General features: G+C 63.8%; 3 protein-coding genes and 1 pseudogene. 2 read left to right on the top strand and 2 right to left on the bottom strand.

Translation table 11 applies throughout. The features are described from left to right. Window positions 1–911: PLP-dependent aminotransferase family protein (locus EOA75_RS30260; protein WP_164747673.1), on the bottom strand; the 911-nt coding region annotated here is incomplete at its 3' end. A gap of 304 nt (window positions 912–1,215) precedes the next feature. Here EOA75_RS30260 and pgi point away from each other — a divergent pair. Both pgi and EOA75_RS30250 read left to right on the top strand, forming a co-directional pair. Further along, complete coding sequence (gene pgi / locus EOA75_RS30255; RefSeq protein WP_127325866.1) at window positions 1,216–2,859, top strand: glucose-6-phosphate isomerase; 1,644 nt, start codon at window positions 1,216–1,218, stop codon at window positions 2,857–2,859. A gap of 5 nt (window positions 2,860–2,864) precedes the next feature. Then, on the top strand, window positions 2,865–3,590 hold the full coding sequence (locus EOA75_RS30250; protein ID WP_127325865.1) for an HAD family hydrolase: 726 nt from the start codon (window positions 2,865–2,867) through the stop codon (window positions 3,588–3,590). On the opposite strand, the pseudogene EOA75_RS35360 reads toward EOA75_RS30250, so the two are convergent. After that, a pseudogene (locus EOA75_RS35360) lies at window positions 3,591–3,762 on the bottom strand (methyltransferase); the annotation flags it as partial.

Genomic DNA, 3,762 nt, shown 5'->3' with positions numbered 1-3,762 from the left:
TCGATGATGATCTGGTTGTTGCGGTTGGCCCGCGCCAGCAAATCCTGCCGCCGCTCGGCGGACAACGGCACCATCGTCGGGCAATGATGGCTGGGCGTGACGAAGACAAAGCCGGAATCGCTGGGAATCGCCGAGGTCACGATGCCCGACTGGTCGACCGGGACCGGCTGGATATCTGCGCCGGCGAGCCGGAAGATCGAGCGGGCATCCGGATAGCCGGGGTCTTCCATTGCCACCTTCGAGCCCTTGGTCATCAACAGCGAGGCGAGCATATAGAGCGCGTTCTGCGCGCCCAGGGTCACGATGATCTCGTCCGGATTGGCGAAGATGCCGCGGCGCGGCAAAAGCCGGGCCTGGATCTGCTCGATGAGCAGCGGATCGTCCCGGTCGACCATGTCGGATGCCCAGTTGCGGATCTCCAGCACCGCGAGCGCCATGCGGTTGCACTCGCGCCATTCCGCGGTCGGAAACAGCGCCGGATCGAACTGGCCGTAGACGAACGGGTAGGAGGACTTGATCCAGTTGTCGTGCTTGGCCGGCGGCGGCATATCGCTGGCGGCGATCTGCCGACGCGCCTTCCAGTCGATCTCATTCTGCTGGTCGGGCGCCTTCTGGTGCGGTTTGGCGGGTGTGGCGAGCACCTCAGGGTTGACGAAGTGGCCGCGCCTCTCGCGCGCCACAAGAAAACCTTGGTCGACCAGCTGCTGGAAGGCAAGCACCACCGTGCCGCGGGCAACGCCAAGTTTTTCCGCCAGAATCCGGCAGGATGGCAGCGGCATCGAAGCGGCGATCTGCCGGTCGAGGATGGCTGCGACGATCGCCTGGCGGATCTGTGCCTGGAGAGTTTGTCCGGATTCGGCCGAAATCCGGAACAGGCCGGACCATATGGCCGTGTCATTGCGCTGTGGCATGGGAGATCATCCTCGGATGGCCAGCTGTTTTCACTTGGCTGGACCAGTCGAGTGTAGGGGTGGCACAAGGGGTTGCGCCAATCAATTTTTCTGATCGCTGGGATTTATGCCAGTGATCCATTGATCACGAAAGGGGCGCGTCCGCCAGGGAAGCGGATGTTGCGGGGCATCATAAAAGCGTGATGCAGTGCGTCACTGCCGCGCTTGAACGAAACGGAAATCCGGCTCAATACAATGTCGCGACGACACGCGCCGGAAACATCGGGCCTGTTAAAATGGTCTAAAAACCCGCCAGGAGCCACCATTGGATCAGTCAGCCTTCGACAAGCAGGTCACCGCCCTGCGTGAGCAGCGCGCGGCAGCCAAGGGCACGATGCGCGAAGCCTTCGCCGCCGATCCCAAGCGCTTCGAGAAATTCTCCGCCACAGATGGCGATCTTCTGCTCGACTGGTCGAAATGCGCGGTCGACGCCGACACGATGGCAATGCTGGAGACGCTCTCCGGCGCCGCCGACCTCGAAGGTCGACGCGCCGCGATGTTCGAAGGCAAGAAGATCAACATCACCGAAAACCGCGCCGTGCTGCACACGGCGCTGCGCAATCTGACCGGCAAGAGTGTCGTGGTCGATGGCCAGGATACAAAGGCCGATGTGATCGCCGTGCTCGACGCGATGGGCGCCTTCGCTGATGCGATTCGCTCCGGCGAGGCGGCCGGCGCCACCGGCAAGAAGATCACCGACATCGTCAATATCGGCATTGGCGGCTCGGATCTTGGCCCGGCGATGGTGACGTTGGCGCTCGCTCCCTACCATGACGGCCCGCGTGCGCATTATGTCTCCAATGTCGACGGCGCCCATATCCACGACACGCTGAAGGGCCTGTCTCCCGAGACGACTTTGTTCATCATCGCCTCCAAGACTTTCACCACTGTCGAGACGATGACCAATGCCGAGACGGCGCGCAGATGGGTGGAAAAGGCGCTGGGCAAGCAAGCGATCGGCAAGCATTTCGCCGCCGTCTCGACCGCGCTCGACCTAGTGGCCAAGTTCGGCATCGCCTCCGACCGCGTCTTCGGTTTCTGGGACTGGGTCGGCGGCCGCTACTCGGTCTGGAGCGCCATCGGCCTGCCGGTGATGATCGCCATCGGCCTGCGCAATTTCCGCGCCTTCCTCGACGGCGCGCATGAGATGGACGAGCATTTCCGCTCGGCACCGCTGCAAAAGAACCTGCCTGTGTTGCTGGGGCTGATCGGCTGGTGGCACCGCGTCGTCTGCAAATACCCGGCCCGCGCCGTCATTCCATACGATCAGCGCCTGTCGCGCCTGCCGGCCTATCTGCAGCAGCTCGATATGGAATCGAACGGCAAGAGCGTGACACTGGACGGCGGCGCGGTGGCTACGCCGACCGGCCCGCTGGTCTGGGGCGAGCCCGGTACCAACGGCCAGCACGCCTTCTTCCAGCTTTTGCACCAGGGCACCGATTTCATCCCGGTCGAGTTTCTTGCCGCAGCCGTCAGCCACGAGCCCGAGCTGAAGACCCACCACGATCTCTTGCTTGCCAATTGCCTGGCGCAGTCCGAGGCCTTCATGAAGGGCCGCACGCTGGAAGAGGCGCGCGCGCAGATGCTGGCCAAGGGCATGAAGCCCGCCGATGTCGACCGCATCGCGCCGCATCGCGTCTTTTCGGGCAACCGTCCGTCGCTCACCATCCTCTACCGGAAGCTTGATCCGCGCACGCTCGGTCGCCTGATCGCGCTCTATGAGCATCGCGTCTTCGTCGAGGGCACGCTGTTCAACATCAATTCGTTCGACCAGTGGGGTGTCGAACTCGGCAAGGAACTGGCGACAGGCCTGCTGCCTGTCGTGGAAGGCAAGGAGACTGCCGCAAAACGCGACGCCTCGACTGCCGGATTGGTGGCTCATATCCACCAATTGCGCGGCGCGGAGTAAAAGGATTGGCGGATATCAAGGGAATTCTGTTCGACAAGGACGGCACGCTTATCGACTTCAACGCTACTTGGCTCGGCATTGCCGATTTCATGGCCATGGACGCCGCCGAAGGCGATCGCTGGAAAGCCGACAGGTTGCTCGCCGCCGCCGGCTTCGATTTCGTCAGCAAGCGCTTCAAGCCCGATTCGATCTTTGCCTCGGGCTCGAACATGGACGTCGTCGAGCTCTGGTTCCCGCGCCTGTCGGAGGAGGACCAGATGCTGGCCGTCGCCCGCTTCAACGAGATCACTTCGGTTCAGGGCTCGTCGATGGCTGTCGCGCTGCCCGGTATCGTCGAATCGCTGCGGGCGCTGCACAAGCGATCCTTCCGGCTGGGCGTCGCCACCAACGATTCCACCAGCGGCGCCGAGAAAACGCTCGCCACGCTCGGTGTTGCGCAGCTCTTCGACGCCGCCTTCGGCTATGATGCGGTCGCGAATCCGAAGCCCGCGCCCGACACGGTCATCGCGTTCTGCGATCTGACGGGACTGAAGCCCGGCGAGATCGCCATGGTCGGCGACAATCGCCACGATCTCGAAATGGCGCGCGCCGGCGGCTGCGGCCTGGCGATCGGCGTGCTTTCCGGCACGGGCACGCGTGACTCGCTGTCGCCGATGGCCGACGTCATCCTGGATTCGGTCGCCGACCTGCCGGATTTTCTCGCCGCGCGGATGAGTGTGCCGGCGGGCTGATCAGGGCTCGCTGGGAAGGAACGCAAATATCCCGCTCGGTTTCGGCGCGCTACCGCCGTTTCCGCCGACATCAGGCACCTGATACTCGCCAAGCAGGCGAAGCCGCCGCCTGGGCAGCCAGGCGCGGCCCGGGTCGCCGACCAGCACCTCGATGCCCGCGGCAAGGCAGCGG

It is taken from the genome of Mesorhizobium sp. M1A.F.Ca.IN.022.07.1.1 (assembly GCF_003997575.1).
Lineage (GTDB): Bacteria > Pseudomonadota > Alphaproteobacteria > Rhizobiales > Rhizobiaceae > Mesorhizobium.
The sequence above is the reverse complement of the archived record's forward strand: the minus strand, read 5'-3'. Positions and strand labels throughout refer to the sequence as shown.